This is a genomic window from Geomonas azotofigens, assembly GCF_018919395.1.
Classification (GTDB): Bacteria; Desulfobacterota; Desulfuromonadia; order Geobacterales; family Geobacteraceae; genus Geomonas; species Geomonas azotofigens.
Map to the genome: position 1 here is coordinate 133,462 of NZ_JAHLME010000004.1, position 24,524 is coordinate 157,985.

Consider the following 24,524-nt stretch of genomic DNA (forward strand, 5'->3'; position numbering starts at 1 on the left):
TTTACACAAAATCCTTTACACGCCCTTTTTTCATCCCCCCACTGGCGGACGTACCGTTTGAATCATCGGACGAACCATTTGAATCGTCCGTCGCACCGTATGATTCATCTGACGCCCTGTTTTAATCATCTGCCGCATCGTATGAATCATCGGTCGCACCGTTTGATTCATCTGACGCACCGTTTGATTCATCTGTCGCATCGTATGAATCATCTGCCGCACCGTTTGATTCATCTGCCGCACCGTATGAATCATCGGACGCACCATTTGAATCATCGGTCACACCATTTGAATCATCGGACGCACCATTTGAATCATCGGTCGCACCGTATGATTAATCTGACGCACCATTTGAATCATCGGACGCACCATTTGAATCATCGGTCGCACCGTATGATTCATCGGTCGCACCGTATGATTCATCGGACGCACCGTATGATTCATCGGTCGCACCGTTTGAATCATCGGTCGCACCGTTTGAATCGTCAGGCAGGTAGGTTGCTTATGTAACTATTAATGTGCGGGGCGCGGAGGAAGGGATTCCTATAAAAAAGTTGGACCGACAACTTCCGGCAGGTGAACTTCCAGCCGTTGTACGGGATAATTAAATCCACTGCAATACGACTCTACCCGGATTAAGACAAAGAGGGCTGGACCATGAAAAACGAACAGGTGGTGCCTGAAACGAAAGGGGTTACGGTGCAGTTGCTTGCTACGGTGGACCTAGGTCCGGAGATCGAGGGGATGTCAGGGCGCCAACTGCGCATGCGCAAGGTGACTATCGAGCCCGGAGGCGTTTTCGGCCCGCTTCACGACCATAAAGACAGGCCAGGCACCGTCTATATCCTGCAAGGAACCATCACCGACCATCGAGATGGAGTCGCTACGGAGTACGGGCCGGGAGTGGGCTGGCCCGAGGACCGGAACACCACGCACTGGCTTGAGAACCGAGGATCGATTCCGGCAGTTGAGATCTCGGTGGATATCGTGAGGCAGGAGTAGGCTTCAGTCAAAATCCGAAGCTTTCGGTCAGCCCGCGCTACCGCACCCGGCACCGCCGCACCCACGGGGCGCAGCCAGAGCCGCTGTCGAGCCAACCGCCAGGACCAGTGCAACCAGAACTGCCGCCCTTTGTACTTTCTGCATGACCTACCTCCATTGTTTAGGGGTTGCGATTGCCCCCGAAGCCGCCAACAGCTCCGAGGTGAAGACACTACATGCTTTTCAGCCTCCCAGCCTCAGGCTGGAGGCGAGGATCTTCCAGGTTACTGCGCCGCTGCAGATAAGCAGTGCCGTCAGCGCAATCAGCGCAAGCCTGTGCTGCAGGGTGGGCAGGAGCTCACGCAGACTGGTACAGTGGCGGAAGGGATGCAAAACCCCGACGCCAATACCAGAGAGTGCCGCTGCCAAGATTACAAGATAAAGCGGGTAGCCGGCGTATCCATACTCCCTTTGCAGCAGGCAAAACGGGCAGTGGTGCGACGGCAATTCGTAAAAGTAGAGCGATATGACGGACACGACAGCCACGAGGGTAATCACGAGGTGGGCCGCGCTCATGCCCGCAAAGAGGTATCCCCCCCTTTTCCTCATGCAAAACCGCACCCCTGCTGCCACGGTTACGCTGGCACTGGTGTAGAACAGCGCCAGCATCGGGAGGGGAGGGGGCGAGGCGACCCCTGGCCCGATGCCGGACGCGCTGCTGTTGAAGAGGCTGCCGCAGCACGAGGTGATGGTGTCGGGCCGCAGCCCCGCGAAATAAGCAGCCTGGGCCACTGTTTCAATCATGATGAGCGGTGCCATCAGCAACAGCAGGAGGTACTTGGGCCTGATCAGTGGGTAGTCGTACCCCTGCTCGTCGGCGTGATTCAGGATCAGCCAGATCCCCCCCAGGAAGAACGAGGTCAGCTTCAACAGGAGGACTGGGTAGCCCAACCAATGGGCGGACAGGGCGCCGGCCGCGCACATGGCCCCCGTGAACAGGGGATAGATGCTGTCCGCCGTCCGTAAATAGAGAAACAAGGATACTGACTGGAAGGCCAGGAGGTAGCGGACCATGGTCGTGATCAGGTAGGTGCTGCGCTCCAAGCCAAGTTGCAATTCGCTGCCGTTGGTGATGTCCCACCGGCGCAGGATGAGGACGCCGTATCCGCACGCGTAGAGGGTGACCAGGCTGATCAGCAGCGAGGAAACCAGTAGCGCCAGGATGCTCGGGTGGAGAATCATGGCGCCGCTCCCCCGGCGACGATACGGCCGTCGCGCAATTCCACCACCTGCCCGGCCAGGCCGGAATCGCAGACGATGGGATCGTGGCTGGCAATGATGATGGTGGTCCCCCTGGACTTGAGTTCCCTCATGATGCCGATGAACTCAAGCGACAGCTTGGTGTCCAGATGCGCGGTCGGTTCATCGGCGATGACAACCGCCGGGTTGTTGATGAGGGCGCGGGCAATCGCCACCCGCTGCGCTTCCCCCCCCGAGAGCCATTCGATCTTTGCCTCCGCGCGTTGTTCGAGACCGAGCATGGCGAGCGTTGCCATCGCTCTGCCGCGGAGCCTGGAAAACTTCTCTCCGGTAGGGTAGGCGGGGAGCATCACGTTTTCCAGGGCCGAGACCCCCTTGATCAGGTTGAACTGCTGGAAGATGAACCCGAACGTGGCGCGGCGGATGTCGGTCAGGAAGCGCTCCGGCAGGCTGGTGATCTCTCGCTCGTTGAGGAATATGCGGCCCGCGCTCGGTCGGGCCATGCAGCCAATCAGTCCGAGCAGCGTGGTTTTCCCGGAGCCGCTCGGTCCCTTGAAAAGGGTGGTTTCCTCCATGCGCACATCAAGGGAAACACCGCCTACCGCGGTGACCGCGTTGGGGCGTCCGGCGTTGAAGACCTTGCTGACGTTGCGTACGGAAATCACACGGCCTCCTTTAGCGCATCACCACGTCGGGATCGATGGTTGCCGCCCTCCAGGAGGGGACGATGGTGGTTATGGTGTAGGGAACCACGGTCAGCAGGAAAAGCGTGGCCACCTGCCGGAAATCGAGCCAGGGCGTGAGGCGGAAGTAAGGGTAGAGGGTGGACCACCCTTTGAGTACCGGTGCAAAAAGGGTCGCTGAGGTGAGGAATACATGCACATAGGCGAGGATGGTGCCGACCATGAAGGCGGTAAGAGATATGGCGGTCCCTTCCCAGAATTTCATCAGGAGGATGTCGGACGACTCCCAGCCCACCGCTTTCAGGATGCCGATCTCTGTGCGCTCGTCGGCCGAAAGTCCGGTCGCCTTGTCCCAGGCAAAGATCAAAAACGCCAGTGCCGCGGCGCTGAAGATGACGATCATCACCCCAGAGCGCCAGTCAAAGACCGCGTCGTAGGTGCGCAGGATCTCGCTGCGCAGGATCGGGCGGGCGTCGTGGTGCATCCTGGCGATCTTCTCGACGATGGTGGCGTACTCCCGTTGATTGCGCACCTGCAGCACGAGGTCCGTGGCCTGGCCAGCCGGAAGACCTGAGAAATCGCGGTAATCGCGTTCCGAGATCAGGATCAAATCAGCCGTCAACAGTTGCGACTCGCTTTCCAGGACTTTCCTGACCGTGAAAGCGCGGGGCGCGCCATCGTGCCCCTGGAGGGCTATGGTGTCCCCGGCCGTGGCGCCCTGAATGCGTGCGACTGCAGAGCCGAGGTCCACGTGGCCTGATTGAGGAGGGGCTTGGGCTGGCACCATGAAGGTGTAGTTGGCACGCCGGGTTCGGTCGAAGTGGTAGCCCCATAGACGTGGTTGTACCGAACTGACTCCCCTGATGCTGCCTATCCCGTCGCACCAGGAAATGGGAACGGTCTGGTAGCGCCCGGCCAGGGTGCGCTGAACGATTATCTCGGGAGAGTCTCGAAGCACCAGCATCGCCTCGCGCTTGATCGCCTCGGTGAAGAAGATAACCGATGCGAGGACGAAGATGATCAGGGTGTAAACCAGCAGCAGCCCGCCATTTTTCCCCTTGCGGCGCAAGAGCGTGGCCAGTGTGAAATCGATGATATGCCGGTGCCGTTCAATCATGTGCGCCATGTCGTGTCACCAAATGCGGAGGAGGTTGGATCACCGCGCCGGTCGGGAAGTGCTCAAATGACATCGGCGCGTCCTGGAAGGGCGTCGGGAAATCCGTCATGCTCGGATGCCGGGTGTAGCTGGCCTCGGTGCAAAGGCAGAGATCGGTGAGATGCAGCTGTCTCACCAGGGCCCCCTTGCGGGCAAGCGCCTGTCGCGCCCCCCGCTCCTGGGCCGCGGCATGCAGGAGCATCCCTGCCAGGCCCAGCGACAGCCCGGCAACCGTCCCCAGGAAAATGGTGGAGCGACGCGGTGCCATCAGTCGAGTTGCTTCAGCAGGATCGGGGTGACGTCGCGGAGGCGGATTGTCCTCTTGCCCCGGTGGTCCTTCCGGAAGTCGCCCGCCTTGGACTCGCTGCCGAAGGGAATGAGCTCACGTCCCATCGGGCCGTAGACATCGCTGCCCACGACGTAATGGGCGGAGAGCCCGTCCACCTTGGCCAGGTCATAGTAGTCGGTGACGAAGACCGCCCCAATGTCGGCCGTTTTCCTGCCGGGTGCGTAGCGGGACAGGTTGAGATAGTACGTGAACATGTCCTTGGCTCCGTCGAAATGTACGACTGCTCCGTCTTTGAACTGGATTTCCGCGGCGAAATCAGGGAATTTCGAAACGAACATGCCGCAAACCGGGCACTTGTCTTTGGGGCCGATTTTGTGGGGCTTCAGGTCGGCGGTACCGGCAAGCGCTGCTCCGGCAGAGATGAGGGCGAGAAGCAAGGCCAGCGTTGACGGGAGCTTGCCAACCATCACTGCCCACCTTTTTGCATCTGCGACCTCTTCATCTTGCGCCGTTCGCGGATCTGCTTGGTGTCGCGGTACATGTCTTCGTACGCTGCCTTTATTGCTTCATCGAAGGTCACCACAGCTCCGCCGTTCTCCTGGATGAACTCCTCCGCGGCGCCTTTTTCCGCGAAGGCCCATTTGGCGTTCCCAGTCATGACTCCCGCTTTCTTGCCGCCAAGGACCCACACGGCTTTTTCCGCATCGATCAGCGTCTTCGTGCGATAGTCCCCGACCGTTATCGTCTTTGGCGCCTTGTCGATCTTGTTGGCAAGGTCCACCGCCGCACAGTGCAGGCTGCAAGCGCCAAACGAGGTGCCGTCGTCGTATTCTATCAGGACCCTGCTGTGGGCGAATTTCCCCCTATCCATACCGCAATAGGCACAGGACGGATGGCTCTCTATATCGAGGTGGGACGCAGAGGCTGCACCGACCAGGTTGAGTAACAGGATGAGAACGAAACTAAGCTTTTTCATGACTGCCTCCATGCAGTTGAGAAGGTCGACAAAAGATGCTGAGCGCAGGGACCGTTAGCCGTTGCGCATCACCGCGGATTGGCCTTGTCATGGCCGGCGTCGACGGCCTTCCGGATACGGAACTGCCGATCGACGAGTTTTTGAAGCGTCTCAGTCCGGACTGCACCCAAAATTTTCTCCCGGATGATACCGTTGCTGTCGAGGATGAAAACTGTCGGAAATCCAAGAACCTGGTACTGCCTCGACATGCCTGCCCCTTCGTCTGCCAGCATAGTGAAGGTAATGGCGTGCTTCTTGGCATAAGCGGCAACTTCTTCTTTCGAACACAACCCGGCGATAGCCACCATTGCGAACCTGTCGTGGGAGTACCGTTGGTAAAGAGGCTCAAGTTGCTTCACGTTGTCGCCGCAGCAGGAATTGGTCCAGAAATAGATGACAACGATCTTGCCCTTGAGCCGGTGGAGGTGCACCGGCTCAGCATTGATGTCAACGCCTGCAATCGCTGGTGCGAATGCTCCGATTTTTGTGTCGACGGTACTCTCGCATCCGGTTAAAAAGGCGAGGCACGCCGCCACTAAAATCACGATTCTCATCAGGGGCCTCCTGCGGAATTATGACGTAAGTCGCCGGCACCTGGACCAACTCCCGGATCTGCTCACGGGACGAACTGGTACAACCAGTGTCTTTGTTGGGGCGTGCGGAGAATGGCGCACCGGTGCCCTGTGGCGCCGTTCCGCGGGTATCAGCGGAGGAGCGGGCATAGCGGGCGGCATACTCAACGGTCAGAAGTACGGTAAGGATTATGCCTGTCGCGGAGGGTGATCGGGCGGGTCAGAAAAACGCGAATAAAATTGCGCGGGGTGGCTCGGGTGTCGGTGCTCTGCCAGGAAAATAACCGAATGCCCGGTGAAGTAATAGGGGAGCACCTCATTGCAGGAAAGGGTCGACTCAGCGACAGCCTGGTCGTCCCCGCAGGGGCAGCCGCATGAGGCTATGAACGTTCTTTTGCTGACGGGCTTTTTTTTGCAGCAGGCGGGGGTGGCATCTTCTTGCGCCTGCAGCTGCCTTTTTTGACTGCAGCAGCAGGTCTGCGCTGCTCTGCTCTCGGGCGAGCATCCGCAGATGGAGCAGTCGCCCGAGCATTCACCGGTACGGGCATGGACCGCTTGATTGGAAAGCATGGCGAGATTGCCAAGCGGACCACAGGCTATCAGCAGGTAGATCACCGACAGGAACGTCGCTAGCAGGCGCCGCGCGCGAGGCATGGAGGTATGTCTCATAACCATTGTCATAACGGTCACGTTCTCTCAGAGGGTAACTCAGTGCACCCCTTGCAATGGTCCTGCAGGTTCGCTCTTCAGGTGGCTCAATATACATTCAGAGGGTTGAATGTCAAATCCTTTTTAGTAACACGTCCTCATGCTGGTTCGTCTGGTGCGGAAGTAATGACAGGGGGCGGTTGAATGTGTGAGCGCGTCGCGCCGGCGTTGACGCTTGCAAACACCTTGGTAATATGACCCCTTGGTGTCAGGGAGGTTCACATGGTAAAGCCAGTGGGGCGATGGGGGGCGGTGACATGGCTGGTGTTGCTGGCGTTGCTCCTGAGCGGATGTGCCGCAGGGAGAAAATGGAACTACCTGCCGGCGACGAGGGGGGAGGAACGCTCCATTTACGTGATCGCCCACGGCTGGCACGCGGGGATCGCGCTCTCCAATGACGACCTGGGCGAGGAGTTGGGCTTCGTCAGGGAGTACCTGCGGCCTGGCCGCTACTACGAGTTCGGCTGGGGGGAGGCGGAGTTCTACCAGGCTGACAAGGTCACGGCCCCCATCTTCCTCAAGGCGGTGTGCTGGAGAAACCCTAGCGTCATGCATGTCTTCTCCATGCCGGCCGAGCCGGCTGGGCAGTTCCCCGGTGCCGACCTAGTCGAACTCAAACTGTCGCCAACCGGGTTGAAGCACCTGAAGGACCAACTGCGCGCCAGCTTCAAACTCGACGCGGCGCGCCGCCCCTACCCGTTGAAGGGAGGGGCGCACCGGGAAAACAGGTTCTTCAAGGGGGAGGGTTCCTACCTCATCACCCATACCTGCAACACCTGGACCGCGAAGGTGCTGGCAAGCGGCGGGGTGCCCATGGACACGGTCTTCACCCTGCGCTCGGCCGGCGTGATGAGGCAGGCGAAAGACGCCAGGAAGGAGTACCTGAGGCTGCGGCCGTCAGAGTAGGGAGGCGGGAAAGTAACCTTTCGAAATTCCACACCTTGTTCTTTAGAGAAATCTGGTAATATTTCTGCAGGCGGCGTCTCCGGAAAACTCTCTGAAAGGCCGGGAGGTAACCCCGAATTCACATGCCATTTAGTCTGAGCGATGGAGCGTTGAATGGCTAAAAGAATCCTGCCGTATCTCACCTTGTGCCTTTGTCTATTGTCTCTTCTGTTTATACCAGTCACCGCCGATGCTACCGCAGTCCAAAAAGTGCTGGTGCTGCATTCGTACGATCCGCACTTCAGGGTAACGGCTGAAGAAACCGAGGGGATGCTGGCGGTATTCAACGCGCATCCCGGCCAGGTCCAGCTCCAGTTCGAATACCTGGACGCGAAGCAGTACTCCGATCCGGTCTACCTCACCGAAATTCTCGACACCGTCTTTCGCCACAAGCTCGCCAACAAAAGGTTCGACCTGGTCCTCGCCGCCGACAACGACGCTCTCAATTTCGTCGAGCGCCACAGGCGCGACTTCTTCGCCGGCCTCCCCGTCGTCTTTTGCGGCATCAACGACTTCACCCCGGACATGATCGCGGGAGATGCCGACATCACCGGCGTCACCGAGCACCCCTCCTTCCTGCAGACCATCGACATCGCGCTCTCCCTCCACAGCGGCGCACGGGAACTGATCTTCGTCGGCAGCCCCCAGAACGAGACCGGCAAAAGCGTCCGCAAGGAGCTGAAACTCCTGGAGCCGGGGTACGCGAAGCGGGCGCGCTTCACGTTCTGGGACGACGTCCCCATCGAGGAACTGACGGCCAGGTTCCAAAAGCTCCCCGCCGACCGCCTCGTGTTCATCTACAGCTTCGTCAAGGACAAAAGCGGCTTCGCGCTCCTCCCCGACGACAGCATCAAGCGGATCCGTGAAGCCACCGCGGCGCCGATCTATTCCTTCTGGTCCTTCTTCATCGGCAAGGGGATCGTCGGCGGTCAGTTGATCAGCAACAAGGCCCAGGGGGAACTGGGGGCGGAGCTGGCGCTGCGGGTGCTGAAAGGGGAAGCGCCGAGATCGATCCCCGTACAGAACCACCAGGCCAACAAGCTGATCTTCGACTATCAACAGCTGGAGAGGTTCGGCATCAGCGAGAAGAAGCTGCCGCCCAACAGCACCGTCATCAACCTCCCCAAGAAGGCGTACTCGATCAACAAGCGGGCCTTCTGGTCCATACTGGGGTTGCTGTTGCTGTTCGCGACCATTTCCGCGCTGCTCGCCAACGCCATCATCGGACGCCGCAGGGCCGAGTCCAGGCAGCACGAGAGTGAGACCCTTTACAAGACGCTGGTCGACAACGTCCCCCTGGGGATCACCCTGATCGGCCCCGACAACCGCATCCGGATGATAAACCGGGCCCAGGCCGAGTTGCTGGGGCAGCCGGCCGAGTGGTACGTGGGGAGGGTCTGCTACGAGGAGTTCGAGCATCGGGACACCAAGTGTCCCCGCTGTCCCGGCAGCATCTCCATCGAGGAGGGTGGCGTCGCCGTCGCTGAGTCGGAAGGGGTGCGGGGTGACGGCAGCCCGGTCACGGTGAGGATCCATACCGTCCCGTTGCGGGGAGGGGGGAAGCAGTCCGGATTCATCGAGGTGGTCGAAGACATCACCAGCGCCAAGCGCGCCGAGGCCGAACGGCAAAAGATGGAGCAGCAGTTGCTGCATGCCCAGAAACTGGAGAGCCTGGGTGTGCTGGCCGGCGGCATCGCCCACGATTTCAACAACATCCTCACCACGATCATCGGCAACGCCGACCTGGCCCTGATGCGGATTGCCCCTGAGTCGGCGGTTTTGGAAAACCTGAAGCGGATCGAGCAGGCCGCGCTCAGGGCGGCGGACCTGGCCCGCCAGATGCTGGCCTACTCCGGCAAAGGGACGTTCGTCATCGAGCCGACCGACCTGAACCACCTGGTCGAGGAGATGGGGCACATGCTGGAGGTCTCCATCTCCAAGAAGGCGTCCCTGCGCTACGACCTGCGCCGCCCCCTGCCGCTGGTGGAGGTGGACGCCACCCAGATCCGCCAGATCATCATGAACCTGGTCATCAACGCCTCCGAGGCCATCGGCGACAACACCGGGGTGATCTCGGTGAGGACCGGCAGCATGGACTGCGGCACGGAGTACCTGCTCGACGCCTGGCTGACCGACCCGGTCCCGGCTGGGCGTTACGTGTTCCTGGAGGTTTCCGATTCGGGCTGCGGCATGGACAAGGAGACCCTCGCCAGGATCTTCGATCCCTTTTTCACCACCAAGTTCACCGGCCGGGGACTCGGCATGGCGGCGGTGCTGGGGATCATCCGCGGCCACCAGGGGGCGATCAAGGTCTACAGCGAGCCGGGCAAGGGGAGCAACTTCAAGGTACTCCTGCCGGCCAGCGCGCGCTCGGTCGGGATGGCCGCCGACCGCGAGTCGTGTGCGACGCGGGACGAGACCTGGCGCGGCGAGGGTATCGCCCTGCTGGTCGACGACGAGGAGACGGTCCGGGGTATCGGCAGCGACATGCTGCGCGAGCTCGGTTTCGAGGTGGTCACCGCCGCGGACGGGCGCGAGGCGGTGCAGCTCTACGCTTCGAGAGACGACATCGACGTGGTGGTGCTCGACCTCACCATGCCGTTAATGGACGGCGAGCAGTGCTTCAGGGAACTGCGCCGGATCGATCCCGACGCCCGCATCATCATGTCCAGCGGCTTCAGCGAGTACGAGGTGACCCGGAAATTCATGGGGCAGGGGGTGGCCGCTTTTGTCCAGAAGCCGTACAAACTCTCGGCCCTGCGCGACGTCCTGAGGACCACGCTGGCCAAGGGGGGTGAGGGGGGCGACCATGTGGGACGAGGCGCGGGCATGAATCACCCCTTTTCCGCCCAGCCGCGATAGGTATATCCAGCCAGCCTGGGCACCCCCTCCATGTAGCGCGCGTCGAGCGCGACCACCCGGAACCCCGACCCTTCGATCAGCTGCGGGATCGGGCGGTCCAGGCGGCAGCCGCCGGCGACGCGCCGCCACCAGGGGGTGATGCGCCGCTGCCAATGCAGCACCCTCGCGTCGGGGGCGGCGCCGTGCTCGCAGAAAAGAAGCCTTCCTCCCGGCGCGAGCACGCGCCGCATCTCCGCCAACGCCCCACGCAGGTCAGCTATGCTGCACAGGGTGAAGGTCGACAGCACCGTGTCGACGCTCTCATCTTCAAGCGGGATGGCGCCGGCCGGCAGGTCGAGCCAGCGCACCGGCATGCCGCTTTGCCGCACGTTGGTCCGCGCCGCCCTGCGCATCCCCGGCGACGGCTCCAGCCCCCACAGGCAAGTCACCCGCTCCCTGTCGTAGAAGGGGAGGTTCAAGGCGGTTCCCATCCCCACCTCCAGCACGCGACCCCGTGCCAGCGGGACGATCAGTTCCCGTTGCCGGTTGAGCGGCTCGAGCCCGCAGACGCAGTTGGTGAGATGCGGCAGACAAAACTCAGTGTAGATGTTCATCATGGCACCTCGCGCCGTGGGGCACAGTGTTGGCGTGTGCCGTTATTGACAACGCGGCCGGCGCAGACTGGTTGATCCCGGCGCGGGGATGACATCTGGCAGCGTCTGCTTCGCAATGTCACATGCGTGGTTGCTTTAATTTCTGCTAAGATAAATACGGCTTTTTCTATTGCTTTGTCAATGACCGTATCCTTGAATGAAGAGAGGCCTGATGTTCCGTCCATCCTCGCTATCGATCCGCTTTTTGCTGCTCCTCATCGTCTTCGTCGTCGCCTTGCCCGCTGCCGGGGTCATCCTCTATTCCGGAATCGAGTTCCGTAACGCCATGCTGGTGGAGGCCCGGCATGAGACCCTGCAGCTGAGCGAGAGGATCGCGGCCGAGCAGCGTAACCTCGTGGTGGCGGCCGAGCAGCTGATGACCTCCCTGGCGCAACTCCCCGAGGTGGGGGACCGGGACAAGGCCAAGGTGGAGCCGATCCTGAGGGAGTTGCTCAAGCTGAACCCGATGTACGGCAACATCACCATCTCCGACGCGCGGGGGAGGGTGTGGGCGACGGCGGTCCCGATGAACCAGCCCCTCGACGTCAGCGCCAGGCGCTTCTTCATGGCGGCCATGGCCAGTGGCAGGCTCTCCTCCGGCGAGTACATCGTGAGCCGGATCATCACCAAGCCCATCTTCAACCTCGGCTACCCGTTGAAGGACAAGGGGGGGAGGGGCGCGGGGGTGATCGGGGTCAGCATCAACATCGGCAACTACCAGCACTTACTGCAGCAGATGAACCTCCCTCCCGGGGCCACCTTCGTGATACTGGACCACAAGGGGATCATCCTGGCCCGGGGGATGGACCACGAGCGTTACGTCGGCAAGCCCTACCCGCCGGCCCCCTTCCGCAAGATCCAGCAGGGACCGGAGAGCGGCACCGAGATCAGGGCGGGTCTCCAGGGGGACCGCAGGATCATCTCCTACTGGAAGCTGCGGCTGCCGGGGGAGGCCACCCCCTACATGTACGTAACCGCCGGCATCCCGGTCGATACCGCGACCCGCCAAGCCAGCCGCGCGCTGACCTACGGCATCGGGTTGCTTTCGTCGGTACTGTTGCTGGCCTGCGGCTGTGCCATCCTGATCGGGAAACGCTGCATCGGGGATCGCATCCGGGTGCTCGAGGACGCCTCGGAACGGCTGGCCGGCGGGGACACCGAGGTCAGGATCGCGACCCTGGTGGTGGGAGGAGAGCTGGGAAGCCTGGCGCGGACCTTCGATGCCATGGCCGAGCAGCTGCGCGCCCGGGAGGACGCCCTTGCCCGCAGCGAAGCGTTTCTGAACACCATCATCCAGACCGAACCCGAATGCGTGAAACTGCTCGACCACGAGGGGCGCCTGCAGATGATGAACAGCGCGGGGCTGGGCATGATCCAGGCGGATTCGTTGGCCCAGGTGCAGGGGGAGTGCATGTATTCGCTGGTCACCCCCGAGTACCGGGAGGCCTTCATCGAGCTGACCCGGAACGTCTTCGCCGGCACCCCGGGGAACCTCGTGTTCGAGGCGACCGGGCTCAAGGGGGGACGGGTCTGGCTGGACACCCATGCCGTTCCCTTCCGTAACGACCGCGGCGAGATCGTGGCGCTGCTCGGGATCACCAGGGACATCACCGAGCACAGAAAGATCGAGGAGGAGCGGCGCGAGAACCTGCTGCTGTTCGAGTCACTGATGCGCTACTCCCCCATGGGGATCCGCATCTTCGACGGCGAGTCGGGGCAGTGCATCCTGTTGAACCAGGCGACGGCTGATATCGCCGGGGGGGACGTGGAGGCGATGCAGGCACAGAATTTCCGCGAGCTCCCCTCGTGGCGGGAAAGTGGCCTGCTTGAGGTTGCCGAACAGGTGCTGGCGGACGGCGCGGCCCGGGTGCGCGAGGTCGACCTGCGCACCAGCTTCGGCAAGGACGTGGCCATGTCCTACAGTCTGTCCCGGCTGCTGATCAAGGAGAAGAGGCACCTGCTGGTGGTGGGGCGCGATGTCAGCGACGAGCGGCGCCTGGGCCAGGAGAAGAAGCAGATGGAGGCGCAGATCCTGCACGTGCAGAAGCTGGAGAGCCTCGGGGTGCTGGCGGGGGGGATCGCCCACGACTTCAACAACATCCTGATGGCCATCATGGGCAACGCGGAGCTCGCGCTGCTCAGGCTGCCGCAGGAATCGCCGCTGCGGACCCACCTGGAGAACATCGAGAAGTCGTCGCGGCGCGCGGCGGACCTGGCCCAGCAGATGCTCGCCTACTCCGGGAAGGGAAGCTTCGTGATCGAGGTGCTGGACGTCAACGCCATCATCAGGGAGATGAGCCACATGCTGGAGGTCTCCATCTCCAAGAAGGCCCAGATGCGCCTGGAGCTCGCCCCCGAACTCCCCCCGCTGGAGGTGGACGCGACCCAGATCCGCCAGGTCATCATGAACCTCGTGATCAACGCATCGGAGGCGATCGGCGACCGCGACGGGGTGATCTCGATTCGGACCGGCAGCAGGGAGCTCGCCGGCGCCGACCTGTCCCGGCTGTGGCTCAACGACCGGCTCCAGGAGGGGGTCTACGTCTTCTTCGAGGTCGCCGACGACGGCTGCGGCATGGACGAGGAGACCCTGGCCAAGATCTTCGACCCCTTCTTCACCACCAAGTTCACCGGGCGCGGCCTGGGGATGGCGGCGGTCCTCGGGATCGTCCGTGGGCACCGGGGGACCATCGAGGTGCACAGCGCGCCCGGGCGCGGCTCCCTGTTCAGGGTGTTCCTCCCCGCGTACCCGGCCAAGACCCGACCGCCCGAGGGACAGGAGCTCGGCCCGGTGCCTGCGTGCGGTTCCGGCACGGTGCTGTTGGTCGACGACGAGGAGGCGATCCGCAGCCTCGGACGGGAGATGCTGGAGAGCCTCGGCTACAGCGTGCTCACCGCCGAGGACGGTTTCGCCGCCGTGGAGCTGTTCCGACAGCGAAAGGACGAGGTGGACTGCGTTATCCTCGACCTCACCATGCCGCACCTGGACGGGGAACAGGCCCTGCAGCTCTTGCGCTCCCTGGACCCGCAGGTGCAGGTGATCCTCTCCAGCGGCTTCAGCGAACAGGAGATCACCGAGAGGTTCACCGGCAGGGGGTTGGCCGGTTTCATCCAGAAACCGTACCGGCTCGTCGATTTGAGCCTGAAACTGCAGCGGATCCGGACCAAGGAGCGGCGCGCCCCCTGACCGGACGGGGTCCGGCGGGAGGCGTGCGGGGGTAAGGGGGGGCAGGCGCGGCCGGCGCGCGGGAATCGGGCGGGTGGGGCGACTAGCGGACCATCTCGGTGATGCTGGTGATGGGGATGGCATCGGCGTGGATCCCCCGCTGGAGGGCGTGGAACTCGTCGACATGCGCGGAGAACAGGCCGAGCAGGTGCGGATCGAACGCCTTGCCGCATTCGTCCATCATGATACTCATGGTCTCCTCGATGCTGAAGGCCCTCTTGTAGACCCGCTCGGTCAGCAGGGCGTCGAAGACGTCCACGATGGAGACCACCCTGGCGAAGATGTGGATCTCCTCCCCCTTGAGTCCGTACGGGTAGCCGGTACCGTCCCATTTCTCGTGGTGGTGCAGCGCGATGATCCTCCCTGCCTCGATGACCGGGTAGTCCCTGGCCCCGGACATGATCTTCCCGCCGATCACGGTGTGCTCCTTCATGGTCGTGAACTCCTCCGGCGACAGCTTGCCCGGCTTGAGCAGTATCGAGTCGGGGATGCCGATCTTCCCCACGTCGTGCAGCAGCGAGGCGAAGTACAGGGTCTCGCACTGCTCCGGCGCTATCCCCGCCAGCTGCCCCAGCCGCTTGGAAAGCTGGCTGATGCACTTCAAGTGCGACCCCGTCTCCTGATCCCTGAACTCCGCCGCCCGCCCCAGGCGCAGCGAGATCTCGTATTCGGTCTGCAGCGCCTTGGCCAGCGCCTGTTGCAGGGCGGCCGTTCTTTTGGCCACCTCCACCTCGAGGACGGCGTTGGTGTCGCTGGCGAAATCGGCGAGCCTTTTGTTGCGGATCTGGTTCATGACCCGGTGGCGCAGTTCGCACAGGTTGAACGGCTTGGGGATGAAATCGTTGGCGCCCAGTTCCAGGACGCTCGCCACCTCCGTGCCGTCCGTGGTCACCACGACCACCGGTATGTCGTGCCAGTGCACGTCCTGCTTGATCCGGCGCAGCACCTCGTAACCGTTCAGCACCGGCATGTTCAGGTCCATGACCACCAGGTCCACCTGCGGGTGGGCGGAGATGGCGTCGATCACCTCCTGGCCGTTGCCGACCTTGATCAGGGTGCACTCGAACTGCTGCAGCATCTTCTCGAGCATGTCGAGGTTGACGGGGTCGTCGTCCGCCAGGATCACCTTCACGTTTTCGAACATCTTCTTCTCCTACCTTCCAGGATGCTGTGCGCCGGATAATGAAGCAAGTTTTCCGCCCATGCACCGTATCGGACGATTTTCATTTCCCTTGAATAGGCATGGCCCCCGCTCGGGCTGGCGAGGGGGGGGGGAGCGCCGTCGTCGTTGATCCTGGCGTCGGCGCCGCCGGCAGGAGGCGGCAATGGGGGTTATAGACCCCATTTCGCCGCTAAGCTCCAGAAAGGACGGCAAATTTTATTGTTTTGCGCATGAATCTGTTTGCCATGGAAACTGTTTTTGTATATAAAGCGATACTCACGATACGTGCGGAGGCCCGCCGTGATGACGGCAAGACTCAAGCGGGAGCCGCGGACCTGCTGTGAATCTTTGAGACGTACTGGTAGTGCTTTTTTGAGAAGCATCATTAAATGAGCGGACGATGAGGAGGGAGTTCGATGTTGAAGCAAGTCGGTAAAATTTCGGTTGTGTTGTCATGTCTGCTTTCATTGGGGTGCGCGAACCATGTCAAGGTGAGCACCATCACGGAGAGCCAGGTGATCCGGGATCTGAAGAACCACACGGTCGATATCGATGCCAACACGGGGTCGCTGGTGACCACGCCGCAGATCAGCGTGGCGGTCCAGGATTCCAAGGCGTTCAGGGTGAAGTCATACGAGATGAAGACCGACTACGATTTCTCGACCCCCTACCAGGGGCTGCGCGAGTTCTACGAGGTGCCCCTCGGGATCGCGCTGCTGCCGGTGGGCGTCACCGTCAACGTGCTGGATTTCGCCCTGCTGGGGTTGATCCCGAACAGCATCACCGACTCCATCCTGGATACGAGCTTCGCCGGCCTCAACCCTTTCATGAACATCGAGTCCGACAGCCGCGTCGAGCGTACCGAGATCAAGTCCGAGAAGAAGCTGCTTGACGAGAAGGACGAGTTCATCAAGCTGCCCCTGGCCAGCAAGGAGATCACCGTCAGCTCCGGCGACGGCGCCTCGATGCCGGTCATGCTGGATGAAAACGGCAAGGCCGAGATCAGCCTGGTGCGCCTGAGCGCCGTCAGCGACGACATCGAGAAGATCATCATCACGGCCAAGTCCGAGGATGTCGTCAGCAAGAGGGACATCGACGTCTCCAGGATGCTGAGAAGCCAGCTGCAGCAGGCGAGTGCCATCACCAAGAAGTACGCGAACCTGGTCAAAAAGGAAATGAAGGGTGACGACGTGAAGCAGATGGACATCGCCATCTTCGCCAACGACCTGATCAAGCTGAACAAGCTTGGCTTCGAAGGGGAGTCCCTGAAGATCGAGCGCAGCGTGATGTCCGTGATGTCGGAGGACCAGAAAAGCCTGCTCAAGAAGGAGATCGACAAGCTCCTGAAGTCGGAGCTGGCCAAGGCGCCGGCCGCCGGTTAAGAGGGCGACCGCGACGGATGTTGAGACGGGCCTTCCCGAACGGGGAGGCCCGTTTTTTTGCGCCCAAAGCTCAGAGCAGCATCCAGATCGTGACCGGGAGCGTGACGAAGGAGAGGCAGGTCTGCGCGGTGATGATGGAGGCCATGCTGTCGTGATCGCCCCCCATCTGGCGGGAGAGGATGTAGGAGGCCGGCGAGGTGGGGACGCTGAAAAGAAGCAGCACCGCTCCCGCCGCCGCGCCGGTCAGGCCGTTGGCCGTCGCGAGCCACCAGGCGAGCGCCGGTTTGCAGAGAAACTGGATGCCGCAACTCACCGCCATGGGGCGCCAGTGCAGGGCCAGGTTGCCGGCCCGGTAGGCCGCTCCCACGGCCATGAGCCCCATCGGGAAGGCCGCTTTCCCCGCCAGGTCGATGGTCCCGTCGATGGCGGCGGGAAGCTGCCAACCCGACGCGTTGATGCCTATACCCAGGACGCAGCCGATGATGAGCGGGTTGCGCGCGAGATCGGCGCCCAGGCGCCTGAGGTCGAGCCGGGCGGTGCCGCCGACGGTCAGGGAGAAGGCGGAGACGCAGAGGACGTTGATGAGCACGATCATGAAGCCCGCGCCCAGGGCCGCCAGGAAGAGTCCCTCCTTGCCGAACAGGCTCTCGGCCAGGGCCAGGGCCACGAAGGTGTTGAAACGGACCCCTCCCTGGAACAGCGAGGTGAAGACGCCGCCTCCCATGCGCCGGTTGGCGGCGCCCCACGCGACGACGAGGATGGCGCTGGCGGCGACGACGCCCTCGACGGTGAGGAGGATGCCGAACCAGGGGAGGGCACCGATCTTCTTTCCCGCCAGGCTGTGGATGAGGGCGGCGGGCATGAGCAGGAAATAGGTGAGCCTCTCCGCGGAGGGCCAAAAGGAAGGGGCGAGGAATTCGCCGCGCCTGATCAGGAAGCCGACGAGGATCAGGGACAGCACGGGGGTGAGGGCGTTCACGATGGTGATCAAGCTACTCTCCTTCTCGTGGTGGTGGGACGAGAGTAGCACGTGGTCACGTGAGTAAAAAGTTCATAATACTGTGGTGACGTTCAAGTATTTTTTACGTATCCGCACTCCCGGCACAACCCGTCCAGCACCAGTTGGGTCAGCGCGAGACGCGGGTGGTGGCGCTTTTGGTACATGCCGACCCTGCGCACCAGCTGGGGGGTCCCAAACGGCGTCAGCAGGAAATACCTGCGCGCCTCCTGGAGCCGTCGTCTGTTGAGCGGCACCACGGCGATCCCGAGCCCCTCGCGCACCAGGGTGGTGGCGGCCTCCAGCGAATCGACCTCCATCACCTCGCGCGGGGCGATCCCCTGCGCCAGCAGCTGCGCGTCGACCAGGGCGCCGGCCCACGCGGTCTTGTCGAAGCGCACGAAGGGGTAGGTCGCGAAGAGTTCCGCTGCCGTGGCGGCTTGGGTCCCCTTGGGGGCGACCACGAAAAAGGGCTCCTCGTCGTAGACCCGCCACTGGTGCTGCGCCGGTACGGCGAAGGGGGGCTCGGTGGTGAGGGCCGCATCGAGGTCCCCCTCCTCCACTTGCCGCACCAGATCCGCCGACAGGCTCGAGACAAGCCGCACCTGCATCTGCCGGTGCTCCTCGCGCAGGCGCCGCAGGACCGGGGGGAGCGCCCCGGTGATCACGGTGGGGACCGCGCCGAGGGTGAGCACTCCCCTGATGGCGCCTGCCGGTGACAGTTCCGTCCTGATGCCGTCGTAGAGGTCGAGGATCTCGCGGGCGCGCTCCACGACCAGCTTGCCGTTCAGGTTCAGCTTGGTCCCCCTGCCGGTGCGCTCGAAGAGGGGGACGCCCAGTTCCTCCTCGAGGTTCTTCATCTGCAGGCTGATGGCGGATTGGGTCAGGCAGAGCTGTTCCGCCGCCGCGGCGAAACTTCCCTTGCTGGCGATGGCGGTGAGGGTGCGAAGGCTGCGCAGGGACATCATTGCCTCATGTGTTTAATTTGATGTGCTTTGTTGTACACGTAATCAACTTTTCCTGCAATACGTGATGGCGGTGGGCATCCGCCTGGGGGAGGTTCACATATTTACATTGATAGTAGTTAACGCCGCGTGGTATGCTGCGCCTGCCGAAGGGCGGTGAACCGTTCCGCGCCAAGCGCGCGATGTCAGGGGGAATCATGGGAAGGTGGATGCTCGACGTTGTGATGGCGATTATGCTTACGCTCGCCTTGTCTCCGTGCGCAGGTGCGGTGACGGCGTGGTGGCTGGAGCCGGGGATTTTAGTGCAGGCGGACCAGGCGGTCACTCCCGCGGCGGCGGGCGGCCAGCCGATGACCGTCACCACCGCCAACAACTCGTTCGGCACCGCCCGTGCCTTGCCGGTGGGAGGAGCGCCCGTGGACGGCGTCATCGTGACCGGCATGAAGAGCTGGTACGTTGTCGCGGCCGGGGACGGCCCCGGCTACATCCGCATCGGGGCGACCGGCCCGCTCCTGATAGAGGACGCCATCGAGCTGCCGGGTAGGGAGGCGGGTCCCTGGTCCCGCAAAAGCGTGTCGCCGCGAAATGGAGCCCAGCTCGTCGAAACGTCCATGATCTCGATAACGGACCTCGCCCGGATCCGGAAGGCTCCACGCGGCTTTATCCGCCTCAGTACCGACAGCACCACGCCGGTCGCGTTCCGGATCTCCTTCGTATCGGAACTTCCGGAGAGCCGGATCGGATCCGCTTACGGACCGGGGAGCGCCGCCAGTCAGTACATCACCGCGCTTGCCAACGGCGGCCCCTTGAACGATCTGTACCGCACCACCCGTATCCGTTACACCAAGGAACAGGCGACGGCGCTTCGGGAAAAGCTGTTTGGCAAACCCGGGCCGGCTGTGCAGTTTTTCCGGGTGCACCAGAAGGATCCGTCCCTCGACCCCAATGTCAGCGACGGCCTTCCCGTCCAGCACATGATCCTTTCCGACGACCAGTCCCGTCACTGGGCCTTCCTGATCACCTGCGAGCAGCGGGATGGCCTTTGGGTGGTGGTCGATGCCCGCAAGGACCCGGAGTTGAGCGATGCGGAGGTTGCGGCCATCGTCCGTCGCGACCAGGAGGCGAACGGCAATTTCAGCACCGGCGAGCCGACAAGGGGTGCCGGCGCTCCCGCCGCCAAGCCGCTGTCGGCAGGGAAGGGGAGAGCGAAGTAACGGCCGGGAGCAGGGAGAGGGGGTCCCGCCACGCCGCGATTCCAATGAACAGGAGGAGTCATGGAACAGCACATGTCCCGTTTCAGCCGCTTCGCCACCTGGGCTTCCCACACCTCCGGGCACCCGTCCTCCTTCATCTTCGCCCTGGCGATCATCGTGGTCTGGGCGGTCACCGGCCCGCTGTTCAAGTTCAGCGACACCTGGCAGTTGGTCATCAATACCGGCACCACCATCATCACCTTCTTGATGGTCTTCGTGATCCAGAACACCCAGAATCGCGACTCGGCGGCGATTCAGCTCAAGCTGGACGAGATCATCCGGTCGCTTGACGGGGCCAACAATGCGCTCCTGAACATGGAGGAGCTGGACGAGAAGGATCTTGAGGTCATCCGGGAGAGCTATCTGAAACTGGCTGAGGATGCGCGCGCCAACCTGCGCAAGGGGAGAAAACAAAAATACGCGAGTCCCCCCGCCGTGTGACGGGTAGCAGTTACCGGCGGCGGACGGACCAATTAACTTGTTGGGAGGGACATTATGTCGACACCACTAATTGCCGTGGCGGCGATCCTGGCGTTCTTCGCCGTCGTCATCATTCCGTTCATGTTCATGAAAAGCGATCAGCAGCCGACCGTCGAGCCGCAGCACGATCATGGCGATCAGGTGAAGAGGGGCCGGAAGAAGAAAAAGAAGCGGTAGTTTCTTCCGAGAAAGGCCGTGGCCGCGGCAATAAACGCCCGGGTCGTCACCTCGCGATGGCGTTGAATTCGACGCGGCTGCGGCTCGCGGTATCTTTCTCCGGTGCCTTGTAGATGTTGTCGCTCGCCTGGAACAGCTTTTCCGGCGGCAGCCCCCCCTTGGCAACCAGGTACTTGATCACGGCGGCGCTGCGCTCCCGCGCCAGCGACTGCAGTTCGTTCTCCCCGACCACCGTGTTGGCGACGATCAGTTTTTTCATCTCGTTGTCAGGCAGGTCCTTGACCATTCCCAGGGCGTTGCGCGGCTTGGGAAACTTCTCCTTCTTGTAGACCGCCTTGAGGAACTTCGAATACTCCTCCGCGGAGAGTTGAACGTTCTCGCTGCTGTCGCCTTCCTTGGTCCGCTGCTCCTTGACCAACTGGAGGAATTTTTCGTTCTTCACCTTGTGGGTCAAAAGTTCCTGCCGATACCCCTCCGGGTCTTTCCCCTTGTCGACGAATCCCTTGATCTCCAGTTTGAGCCCGGGGCGGTCGGCGACGACCTTGGCCAGTTGGGTCAGCTTCTTTTCCTCGTCTGCCGGCAGTTCGCTGGAACCGGGTTGGAAATTGATGACGCTGAAGTCCTGACCGCCGCCGCCAAGCGAGGAGAGCAGGGCGAACGGGGAGGTGGCCGCCTTCACCAGCAGGTTCTTCAGCACCTGTCCGATCAGGCCCCAGATGCTGAACTGCGGGTCATCGGTGCGGCCGGTGACCGGGAGGTCGAGATGGATCTCGCCGTTGCGGTCTTTGAGCAGGGCGACCGCGAGCCGAACCGGAAGGCTGGTGGCCTGGCTGCTCTCCACTTTCTTGCCGAAGGTGAACTGGTCGATGAACACCTTGTTCTCTGAGGTGAGCTGCTTTCTCTCGATCAGGTACTTGAGGTCCAGGAACAGTTTCCCCTTGTCGATGGCGTAGCCGAGGTAGGTGCCGGAGTATGGTGTCACCGGGGAGAGCTCGATGTCGCGGAAGGAAATCTTGAGGTCCACGAAGAGGTCGTCACGCAGCGGGTTGAGCCTCCCCGAGATCTGCATCGGCGAGTGGTTCTCCAGGTTGCCGCGCAGGTCCACGTCGGCGAACTTCGATTCTTCCGACGTCAGCCCGCTGACCCGTCCCCCCAGGTTGTAGAAGGTGGAGTTGAACGTCTGGGGCAGGTGGTTGTCGGTGAAGGCCAGGGTGCCGTTTTGGATGGTGACGCTGCCGACGGAGACCTGACGCTGCGGTGCCGGCGCCTTCGCTGCGGCAACGGTCGCGGCCGGCACCGGTTTCCCCCCGGCTGGGGCGGCCGGTGCTGCTGCCGGGAGGGGTGCCGGAAGCGTGGTTGGTTCCTTCACCAGGTCCTGGAGGTTCAGGGTCCCGTCCCTCCTGATGATGATGCGGGAGTAGACGTCGTTCAACGCCACCTCGCGGATGCTCAGCGTGAAGGGGTCGAAGTTCCCCTGGAACTCGTCGAACTGCAGGCTCTCCCATTTCAGGAGGTCCTGGTCCCCTACGGCGTCGATGCTGTGGAAGTCGCGCACCCCGGCGTTGCCCCGGAAGTTCCCCTTGGCCTTGCCGTCTTTCAGGGCGAGGTCGAGGTTCATGTTCGTGTCCAGCGAGCCTCCGATCACCGAGAAGTTGAAGGTGTCGGGGAAGTAGGGCTCGAAATCGGAGATGGGGAGCCGGGATATGGCGACGCTCCCCCGGTAGCGGAAGGGAGCCGGGGTGACCGTGCCGTTCAGCTTGAGGGCCGCCCCCTTGCCGTAGGTGGCGGAGAAGCGCAGGGGGGCCGGTGCGAATTTCGGGCCCTGCAGGTTGGCAAGGGTGAGGTTCGTGTTGCGCAGGGTGAAGCGCGGCGGCTCCTCGAAGGTCTTGTCGGTGAAGGCGAAGTTCAGCTTTTCCAGTTGGATCTGCTTGAGGTGGTACGTCATCTCCCTTCGCGATACCGCCGCTTTGCTGGGCAGGCTCCCCTTTCGCGGTGCTGCCGCTACGGGTAAGGCCCCCCTTCGGGAGGAGGACGTTACGGGGGAGACCTCCTTTCGCTGTGCGGCGGCTTGATCGACGAACAACGATTGGAGCGACAGCTTGCCGTCGGCTTCCTTGGACAGGGAGAGGGACCCCCGGGACAGGCGGACCTCGCCGATCTCGATGTGGTTGTCGCTTTGGCGGAAGCCGGCGTCGTTCACCTGCAGCGAGGCGAGGTCGAAGCCTTCCTTCTGGCCGTAGCGGGCGGCGAGACCTGCGACCGAGAGGTTGCTTTTCTGGAGCGTCAGCCCGGCGGGCTCGCTGTAGCCGACCTCGCTGGCCAGCGCCACGGTGCCCTGAACCGGCGCGGTCAGGTAGGGGCTCAGGTAGGGCCAGGCGCGCTGGATCCTAAGCCCCGCGAGCTGGATGGTCGAGGTGACGGTCAACGGAGCGGTGGAAAATTTCCCTTCCGTTTTAAGGGTCACCCCGTCGTCCGGCTTGAGGGCAAGCTGGTAGCTCGCCGCCGTTCCCGGTGCGGTGCTGAAATTTCGTACCGTCGCTTCTATGTCGGCAACGGTGGTCTGGAAGCCTCCCTTGGGCAGGTCGTCCCGGAAGTGCACCGCGGCCCCCTTGCAGGCGAAGTAGGGGAGGACGACGGTGGTCTTTTGCGCGGGTTCCGCCGGCTTCTTGGGCTCCTCCGGCTTCTTTTGCGGCGCAACCAACCGGGAGTACATCCATTCCCCCCGCTGGTCGCGCTCGACGAAAAGCTCCAGCCCGTCCGCGGTGATGGACTGGAACTGGAAGTTCCCGGCCAACGCCTCCAGTCGGGCCGCTTTCACCTCCAGGGAGGGGAGGCGGAGCAGCGGCTTGCCGCCCGGGAGATCGACCGCGACGGCATCCAGCCGGGTCAGTCCTTTCAGGGTCAGCTCCGGCTTGCGGTCGGCGGAGATGCGGTAGGCGAGGTCGAGGTCCGCGGTCAGTTTGCCCGAGGTAAGCTCGGCGGGAGGCCTGACCGGGTAGTAGGCCACGTATTGGGGCAGGCTCAGCTGTTTCAGCCCGATGTGCACCGAGGTCTCCAGGGACTTGCTGAGCGGCTTCAGCTTTCCGGCGAAGCTGAAGGGGGCGCCGTTGACCACCGCGGAGATCCGCGGGTCGATGTACTTCTCCGCCAGGTAAGGGCTGTTGCTGATGAACGGCAACGCGATGTCGAGGCTGCGGATGCTGTGTTTCCTGCCCCCGACGACGATGCGGTCATCGAAATCGATCGACCCGTTCTTGAGGCGGATGTTGTTGAGGGAAAAGCGCAGCGGGGCCTTCTGGTCGTTCTCCTTTTCCTTGGGCTGCCTCTCGAGGATGTCGCTGAAGTTGAAGCGGTTGGGGGCGGTCCGGACCAGGTTGACCGTCGGGGTGTCGAGGGTGATCTCCGAGAGGATCAACGCCCTCTTGAAGATGGATGCCGGCGCGACCGAGGCCTCCAGGGTACGAAAGGCGATCAGGGGCGGGCCCGTCTTCTCGGCCACCACGAAGTCCCTGACGGCGACGTGCAGGGTGAGCGGGTTGAGGCTGACCGAGCCGATGCGCGTGGCGCGTCCCGTGGCATCCTCGATCGCCGCGATGGCCTTGTTTTTTACGATGATAGGCAGTACCGCGGCAGTAAAAAGAATGAGGGCGGCAAGTACTGCGATTGAAATGAGGAGATATCTATTGAGCTTTGGCAAGGGAAACCTCGATTACCAGTCTTGTCGTTTCACTTACTATAACTTAGCACGTTTATGACAAAGCGCACGCTGCCTCGGCGCC

22 protein-coding genes are annotated in these 24,524 nt (G+C 62.4%); 8 read left to right on the forward strand and 14 right to left on the reverse strand.

Annotated features, from left to right (window positions below):
* Positions 1–30: 30 nt before the first annotated feature.
* Both KOL99_RS14730 and KOL99_RS14735 read right to left on the reverse strand, forming a co-directional pair.
* On the reverse strand, positions 31–276 hold the full coding sequence (locus KOL99_RS14730) for a hypothetical protein (RefSeq protein WP_216511236.1): 246 nt from the start codon (positions 274–276) through the stop codon (positions 31–33).
* A gap of 3 nt (positions 277–279) precedes the next feature.
* Positions 280–444: a hypothetical protein gene (locus tag KOL99_RS14735; protein WP_216511237.1), complete on the reverse strand. Its 165-nt coding sequence runs from the start codon at positions 442–444 to the stop codon at positions 280–282.
* A gap of 213 nt (positions 445–657) precedes the next feature.
* Between KOL99_RS14735 and KOL99_RS14740 the strand changes: the two genes are divergently transcribed.
* Positions 658–1,002 (forward strand): cupin domain-containing protein, encoded by a 345-nt coding sequence (locus tag KOL99_RS14740; protein WP_216511238.1) that lies wholly within the window; start codon positions 658–660, stop codon positions 1,000–1,002.
* Between the two features lie 222 nt (positions 1,003–1,224).
* On the opposite strand, the gene KOL99_RS14745 is transcribed toward KOL99_RS14740, so the two are convergent.
* The 7 genes from KOL99_RS14745 to KOL99_RS14775 all read right to left on the reverse strand — a co-directional run bounded on the left by KOL99_RS14745 (position 1,225) and on the right by KOL99_RS14775 (position 5,938).
* On the reverse strand, positions 1,225–2,223 hold the full coding sequence (locus tag KOL99_RS14745; RefSeq protein ID WP_216511239.1) for a hypothetical protein: 999 nt from the start codon (positions 2,221–2,223) through the stop codon (positions 1,225–1,227).
* Entirely contained in the window at positions 2,220–2,906 is a 687-nt protein-coding gene (locus tag KOL99_RS14750; protein WP_216511240.1) for an ABC transporter ATP-binding protein, read from the reverse strand. Before KOL99_RS14750 ends, KOL99_RS14745 begins: the two co-directional genes overlap by 4 nt.
* Before the next feature lie 10 nt (positions 2,907–2,916).
* Positions 2,917–4,050, reverse strand: a complete 1,134-nt coding sequence (locus KOL99_RS14755; RefSeq protein ID WP_216511241.1) for an ABC transporter permease — start codon at positions 4,048–4,050, stop codon at positions 2,917–2,919.
* Positions 4,034–4,348 carry a hypothetical protein gene (locus tag KOL99_RS14760; protein ID WP_216511242.1) on the reverse strand — a complete coding sequence of 105 codons (315 nt, stop codon included), beginning with the start codon at positions 4,346–4,348 and terminating at the stop codon, positions 4,034–4,036. The genes KOL99_RS14755 and KOL99_RS14760 overlap by 17 nt, the downstream gene beginning before the upstream one ends.
* Entirely contained in the window at positions 4,348–4,836 is a 489-nt protein-coding gene (locus KOL99_RS14765; RefSeq protein WP_216511243.1) for a nitrous oxide reductase accessory protein NosL, read from the reverse strand. The genes KOL99_RS14760 and KOL99_RS14765 overlap by 1 nt, the downstream gene beginning before the upstream one ends.
* Positions 4,836–5,345 carry a nitrous oxide reductase accessory protein NosL gene (locus KOL99_RS14770; RefSeq protein ID WP_216511244.1) on the reverse strand — a complete coding sequence of 170 codons (510 nt, stop codon included), beginning with the start codon at positions 5,343–5,345 and terminating at the stop codon, positions 4,836–4,838. The genes KOL99_RS14765 and KOL99_RS14770 overlap by 1 nt, the downstream gene beginning before the upstream one ends.
* Positions 5,346–5,413: 68 nt before the next feature.
* Positions 5,414–5,938, reverse strand: a complete 525-nt coding sequence (locus KOL99_RS14775) for a peroxiredoxin family protein (protein ID WP_216511245.1) — start codon at positions 5,936–5,938, stop codon at positions 5,414–5,416.
* A gap of 948 nt (positions 5,939–6,886) precedes the next feature.
* Between KOL99_RS14775 and KOL99_RS14780 the strand changes: the two genes are divergently transcribed.
* Together KOL99_RS14780 and KOL99_RS14785 are read left to right on the forward strand one after the other, a co-directional pair.
* Positions 6,887–7,570: a DUF2459 domain-containing protein gene (locus tag KOL99_RS14780; protein ID WP_216511246.1), complete on the forward strand. Its 684-nt coding sequence runs from the start codon at positions 6,887–6,889 to the stop codon at positions 7,568–7,570.
* A 153-nt stretch (positions 7,571–7,723) separates the two neighbouring features.
* On the forward strand, positions 7,724–10,471 hold the full coding sequence (locus KOL99_RS14785; protein WP_216511247.1) for a hybrid sensor histidine kinase/response regulator: 2,748 nt from the start codon (positions 7,724–7,726) through the stop codon (positions 10,469–10,471).
* On the opposite strand, the gene KOL99_RS14790 is transcribed toward KOL99_RS14785, so the two are convergent.
* Positions 10,444–11,064, reverse strand: a complete 621-nt coding sequence (locus KOL99_RS14790; protein WP_216511248.1) for a class I SAM-dependent methyltransferase — start codon at positions 11,062–11,064, stop codon at positions 10,444–10,446. The two genes, KOL99_RS14785 and KOL99_RS14790, sit on opposite strands and share 28 nt — an antisense overlap.
* Positions 11,065–11,275: 211 nt before the next feature.
* On the opposite strand from KOL99_RS14790, the gene KOL99_RS14795 reads away from it, so the two are divergent.
* Positions 11,276–14,290: a response regulator gene (locus tag KOL99_RS14795; protein ID WP_216511249.1), complete on the forward strand. Its 3,015-nt coding sequence runs from the start codon at positions 11,276–11,278 to the stop codon at positions 14,288–14,290.
* An 82-nt stretch (positions 14,291–14,372) separates the two neighbouring features.
* On the opposite strand, the gene KOL99_RS14800 is transcribed toward KOL99_RS14795, so the two are convergent.
* Positions 14,373–15,473 carry an HD domain-containing phosphohydrolase gene (locus KOL99_RS14800; protein ID WP_216511250.1) on the reverse strand — a complete coding sequence of 367 codons (1,101 nt, stop codon included), beginning with the start codon at positions 15,471–15,473 and terminating at the stop codon, positions 14,373–14,375.
* A gap of 434 nt (positions 15,474–15,907) precedes the next feature.
* Here KOL99_RS14800 and KOL99_RS14805 point away from each other — a divergent pair, with 434 nt between their 5' ends.
* The gene (locus KOL99_RS14805; protein WP_216511251.1) at positions 15,908–16,873 is read left to right on the forward strand and encodes a hypothetical protein; all 966 of its coding nucleotides are present in this window, start codon (positions 15,908–15,910) and stop codon (positions 16,871–16,873) included.
* Between the two features lie 70 nt (positions 16,874–16,943).
* Here KOL99_RS14805 and KOL99_RS14810 read toward each other — a convergent pair whose 3' ends face one another.
* Entirely contained in the window at positions 16,944–17,864 is a 921-nt protein-coding gene (locus tag KOL99_RS14810) for an AEC family transporter (RefSeq protein ID WP_216511252.1), read from the reverse strand.
* Between the two features lie 80 nt (positions 17,865–17,944).
* The gene (locus KOL99_RS14815; RefSeq protein ID WP_216511253.1) at positions 17,945–18,835 is read right to left on the reverse strand and encodes a LysR family transcriptional regulator; all 891 of its coding nucleotides are present in this window, start codon (positions 18,833–18,835) and stop codon (positions 17,945–17,947) included.
* Between the two features lie 197 nt (positions 18,836–19,032).
* Here KOL99_RS14815 and KOL99_RS14820 point away from each other — a divergent pair, with 197 nt between their 5' ends.
* Genes KOL99_RS14820 through KOL99_RS14830 form a run of 3 tightly spaced genes read left to right on the forward strand, consistent with a single transcriptional unit; the run spans position 19,033 to position 20,745 of the window.
* On the forward strand, positions 19,033–20,049 hold the full coding sequence (locus tag KOL99_RS14820; RefSeq protein WP_216511254.1) for a hypothetical protein: 1,017 nt from the start codon (positions 19,033–19,035) through the stop codon (positions 20,047–20,049).
* A gap of 60 nt (positions 20,050–20,109) precedes the next feature.
* Entirely contained in the window at positions 20,110–20,529 is a 420-nt protein-coding gene (locus KOL99_RS14825; protein WP_216511255.1) for a low affinity iron permease family protein, read from the forward strand.
* A 54-nt stretch (positions 20,530–20,583) separates the two neighbouring features.
* The gene (locus KOL99_RS14830) at positions 20,584–20,745 is read left to right on the forward strand and encodes a hypothetical protein (RefSeq protein WP_216511256.1); all 162 of its coding nucleotides are present in this window, start codon (positions 20,584–20,586) and stop codon (positions 20,743–20,745) included.
* A gap of 46 nt (positions 20,746–20,791) precedes the next feature.
* Here KOL99_RS14830 and KOL99_RS14835 read toward each other — a convergent pair whose 3' ends face one another.
* Positions 20,792–24,442 carry a DUF748 domain-containing protein gene (locus tag KOL99_RS14835; protein ID WP_216511257.1) on the reverse strand — a complete coding sequence of 1,217 codons (3,651 nt, stop codon included), beginning with the start codon at positions 24,440–24,442 and terminating at the stop codon, positions 20,792–20,794.
* Positions 24,443–24,524: the final 82 nt, after the last annotated feature.

Bases quoted from the DNA above. Each gene is read 5' to 3' on its own strand.
- KOL99_RS14730 (WP_216511236.1), bottom strand. From the start codon at position 276: ATGATTCAAATGGTGCGTCCGATGATTCATACGGTGCGGCAGATGAAT.
- KOL99_RS14735 (WP_216511237.1), bottom strand. From the start codon at position 444: ATGAATCATACGGTGCGTCCGATGAATCATACGGTGCGACCGATGAAT.
- KOL99_RS14740 (WP_216511238.1), top strand. From the start codon at position 658: ATGAAAAACGAACAGGTGGTGCCTGAAACGAAAGGGGTTACGGTGCAG.
- KOL99_RS14745 (WP_216511239.1), bottom strand. From the start codon at position 2,223: ATGATTCTCCACCCGAGCATCCTGGCGCTACTGGTTTCCTCGCTGCTG.
- KOL99_RS14755 (WP_216511241.1), bottom strand. From the start codon at position 4,050: ATGGCGCACATGATTGAACGGCACCGGCATATCATCGATTTCACACTG.
- KOL99_RS14760 (WP_216511242.1), bottom strand. From the start codon at position 4,348: ATGGCACCGCGTCGCTCCACCATTTTCCTGGGGACGGTTGCCGGGCTG.
- KOL99_RS14765 (WP_216511243.1), bottom strand. From the start codon at position 4,836: ATGGTTGGCAAGCTCCCGTCAACGCTGGCCTTGCTTCTCGCCCTCATC.
- KOL99_RS14770 (WP_216511244.1), bottom strand. From the start codon at position 5,345: ATGAAAAAGCTTAGTTTCGTTCTCATCCTGTTACTCAACCTGGTCGGT.
- KOL99_RS14775 (WP_216511245.1), bottom strand. From the start codon at position 5,938: ATGAGAATCGTGATTTTAGTGGCGGCGTGCCTCGCCTTTTTAACCGGA.
- KOL99_RS14780 (WP_216511246.1), top strand. From the start codon at position 6,887: ATGGTAAAGCCAGTGGGGCGATGGGGGGCGGTGACATGGCTGGTGTTG.
- KOL99_RS14785 (WP_216511247.1), top strand. From the start codon at position 7,724: ATGGCTAAAAGAATCCTGCCGTATCTCACCTTGTGCCTTTGTCTATTG.
- KOL99_RS14790 (WP_216511248.1), bottom strand. From the start codon at position 11,064: ATGAACATCTACACTGAGTTTTGTCTGCCGCATCTCACCAACTGCGTC.
- KOL99_RS14795 (WP_216511249.1), top strand. From the start codon at position 11,276: ATGTTCCGTCCATCCTCGCTATCGATCCGCTTTTTGCTGCTCCTCATC.
- KOL99_RS14800 (WP_216511250.1), bottom strand. From the start codon at position 15,473: ATGTTCGAAAACGTGAAGGTGATCCTGGCGGACGACGACCCCGTCAAC.
- KOL99_RS14805 (WP_216511251.1), top strand. From the start codon at position 15,908: ATGTTGAAGCAAGTCGGTAAAATTTCGGTTGTGTTGTCATGTCTGCTT.
- KOL99_RS14815 (WP_216511253.1), bottom strand. From the start codon at position 18,835: ATGTCCCTGCGCAGCCTTCGCACCCTCACCGCCATCGCCAGCAAGGGA.
- KOL99_RS14820 (WP_216511254.1), top strand. From the start codon at position 19,033: ATGGGAAGGTGGATGCTCGACGTTGTGATGGCGATTATGCTTACGCTC.
- KOL99_RS14825 (WP_216511255.1), top strand. From the start codon at position 20,110: ATGGAACAGCACATGTCCCGTTTCAGCCGCTTCGCCACCTGGGCTTCC.
- KOL99_RS14830 (WP_216511256.1), top strand. From the start codon at position 20,584: ATGTCGACACCACTAATTGCCGTGGCGGCGATCCTGGCGTTCTTCGCC.